This window comes from Streptomyces monashensis, assembly GCF_001866665.1.
GTDB lineage: Bacteria > Actinomycetota > Actinomycetes > Streptomycetales > Streptomycetaceae > Streptomyces > Streptomyces monashensis.
The window spans coordinates 1-3,337 of record NZ_MLYO01000180.1 but is presented as its reverse complement, the minus strand read 5'-3'; the positions used below and the strand labels follow the sequence as shown (position 1 = coordinate 3,337).

The following is a 3,337-nucleotide window of genomic DNA, read 5'->3' as shown; positions in this document are numbered from 1 at the left end:
GTTGGAGAGTGTTGTTCCGGCCCTCGCTGCCTGGCGCACCGCACGCCGCGAACGGGGAGTGGTCGACGGATGGCGGCACCGTGTGGAATGGCGGCCGTTGCCCGGCACTGTCTCCGCTGCGGTCGAGGGATGCTGGCTGATCGTCGTCCCTGAGCCGATGGACGGTGACGGGCTGGTCGCCGAGCTGCGGGCTGAATTCCAGGCCCGCGGTGCTCGTTCCGTCGTGGTCGCCGTCGACGCGGCCGGTGTGGGCCGTGCGGCTCTCGGTGCTCTCCTCACACCCGCCGGCACATCCGTCGATGGGTTCGCCGGCGTGCTGTCGCTCCTGGCGCTCGATGAGCGGCCGCACCCGCGACAGCCGGCCGTGCCGCTCGGCCTCGCCGGAACCCTCACACTCGTACAGGCCCTCGGCGACACGGGAATCGACGCGCCCCTCTGGTGCGTGACCCAGGGTGCCGTGGCCGCCGGCAGGGACGACGGGCCGACGGCGCCCGCGCAGGCCGGTGTCTGGGGCATGGGCCGGACCGCCGCACTGGAGCACCCCAAGCGCTGGGGCGGACTGGTCGACCTCCCGGCGGCCGGGGCGTCCGGCGCCGTCGGCCTGCTGCTGGACGCCGTCACGGCGGGCACGGCGGAGGACCAGGTGGCGCTCCGGGACGGCACGACGTACGGTCGTCGGCTCGTCCAGGCTCGTACCGGTGGCAAGCCGGCGCCGCGTGACTGGCGGCCGCGCGGTACCGTCCTCGTCACCGGAGGGACCGGGGCGCTCGGCGCCCACGTCTCTCGCTGGCTGGCCACGCGCGGCGCCGAACACCTCGTCCTCACCAGTCGCCGTGGTGACGACTCCCACCTCGCCGAGCTGCGGCAGGAACTCGCGCACCACGGCACCCGGATCACCGTCGCCGCCTGTGACACCGCGGACCGCGAGGCCCTTGCCGACCTGGTCAACGGCCTTGCCACAGCCGGAACTCCGGTCCGTTCCGTGATCCACGCGGCAGGCGTGAGCGTCCTCGGTCCGATCACGGAGACCGATGTCGACGACCTCGCCGCCACCCTGTCCGGCAAGGTCCTCGGCGCCGCCCGCCTGGACGAGGTGCTGGACGCGGCCGAACTCGACGCCGTGGTCTACTTCTCGTCGATCTCGGGCACCTGGGGCGTCGCCGACCACGCCGCGTACGGCGCCGCCAACGCGATCCTGGACGCGGGCGCCGAACAACGCCGCGCCGCCGGTGCACCGGTGCTCTCCGTGGCCTGGGGTCCCTGGGCCGGGGGCGGCATGATCGCCGAGTCCGTCCAGGACGGCCTGCGCCGCCGGGGCCTTCCCGTCATCGAGCCGACCACCGCGATCACGGGGCTGCAGCAGGCCCTCGACCACGACGACACGGTCGTCGCAGTCGCCGACGTCGACTGGCGCCGGTTCGCCGAGGTGTTCACCTCCGTACGAGGAAGCGCCCTCCTGTCGGAACTGTCCGGCGCCCGCGCCGAGCCGACGGACACGGCCGCCCACAGCGCCTCGGACGACGCGACCTCCGCCACGCTCCGCAAGCTGGCCGCCCTCGAACCCGCACGGCGCACCACCGCACTGCGTACGCTGGTCGGCACCCACGTGGCCGCGACGCTGGGCCACGCCGACGCGGAGGCGGTCAGTGTCGAGGCGGCCTTCAAGGAACTGGGCTTCGACTCCCTCACCGCGGTGGCACTCCGCGACCGTCTGCACCGTGCGACCGGCCTGAAGCTGCCCACCACCGTCGTCTTCGACCACCCCAGCATCTCCGCCCTCGCCGACTACATCGACGAACTCGCCTTCGGCGCCCGGCGCGACGACGCGCAGCCTGCCCCGGCCGTCGCGGTCGCGGCCGGCGCTCCCGCGGACGACGACATCGCCATCGTGTCGATGAGCTGCCGTTTCCCCGGCGGCGTCCGCACCCCCGAGGACCTGTGGCGCCTGGTCGCCGACGGCGTGGACGCCATCACCCCGCTGCCCACCGACCGCGGCTGGGACCTCGACGCCCTCTACGACCCCGACCCCGACCACCTCGGCACCAGCTACGTCCGGGAGAGCGGATTCCTGCACGACGCGGCCGAGTTCGACGCCGGGTTCTTCGGTATCTCGCCGCGTGAGGCGACCGCGATGGACCCGCAGCAGCGACTGCTCCTGGAAGCCACCTGGGAGACCCTGGAGCGCGCGGGTATCGGCCCCAAGTCGCTGCGCGGCAGCTCGACCGGCGTCTACATCGGCCTGACCGACCAGGAGTACGCCACTCAACTGCGGGCGGCGTCCGGCGAGAACGAGGGGTATCTCGCGACCGGAGCGGCAGCCAGCGTGGCGTCCGGGCGCATCGCCTACGCCCTGGGGCTGGAGGGTCCGGCGGTCACGGTCGACACGGCCTGCTCCTCGTCCCTGGTCGCCCTGCACCTGGCCGTGCGCGCCCTGCGCTCCGGTGAGTGCAGCCTGGCGGTGGCCGGCGGCGCCACCGTGATGTCGGGACCAGGGGCGTTCGTCGCCTTCAGCCGCCAGCGCGCCCTCGCCCCCGACGGCCGCTGCAAGCCCTTCGCCGCGGGCGCGGACGGATTCGCCCTGTCGGAGGGCGTGGGCGTGCTGCTGCTGGAGCGGCTGTCGGACGCGGTGGCGCAGGGGCATCAGGTGCTGGCGGTGGTGCGGGGTTCGGCGCTGAACCAGGACGGTGCGTCGAACGGTCTGACCGCTCCCAACGGTCTTTCGCAGCAGCGGGTGATCCGTGCGGCGTTGGCCGACGCGGGTCTGTCGGCGGCTGATGTGGACGTGGTCGAGGCGCACGGTACGGGTACGAAGCTGGGTGACCCGATCGAGGCGCAGGCGCTGCTGGCCACGTACGGGCAGGAGCGGGACGGTGACCGGCCGTTGTGGCTGGGATCGGTGAAGTCCAACATCGGTCATTCGCAGGCCGCTTCGGGCATGGCCGGGATCATCAAGATGGTGCAGGCCATGCGGCACGGCACCCTGCCGAAGTCCCTGCGCGGCGACCAGCCTTCCCCGCTGGTCGACTGGTCCGAGGGCGCGGTGGAGCTGCTGGCGCAGAATCGGGTGTGGGAGGAGAGCGAGGGTCGGCCGCGTCGGGCGGCGGTGTCGTCGTTCGGCATCAGCGGTACGAACGCCCACATCATCCTCGAAGCACCGCAGCACGATGCCGATGACTCCCAGTCCCCTGAGCGAAACCCCGCGCACGACGCGGCGGTCGTACCTCTCCTCACCTCCGCCCGCACCGAAGCGGCACTGGACGCCCAGGTCCGGCAACTGACCACCCACCTGGAGTCCACCACGGCCGACGCGGTGGATGTGGCGTGGTCGTTGTGGCGG

The 3,337-nt window shown here is 73.0% G+C and carries 1 protein-coding gene; it reads left to right on the top strand.

Translation table 11 applies throughout. The annotated features are described in order from the left end of the window. Nucleotides 1-97 precede the first annotated feature (97 nt). Nucleotides 98-3,337: type I polyketide synthase (locus tag BIV23_RS45105; protein WP_245790958.1), on the top strand; the 3,240-nt coding region annotated here is incomplete at its 3' end.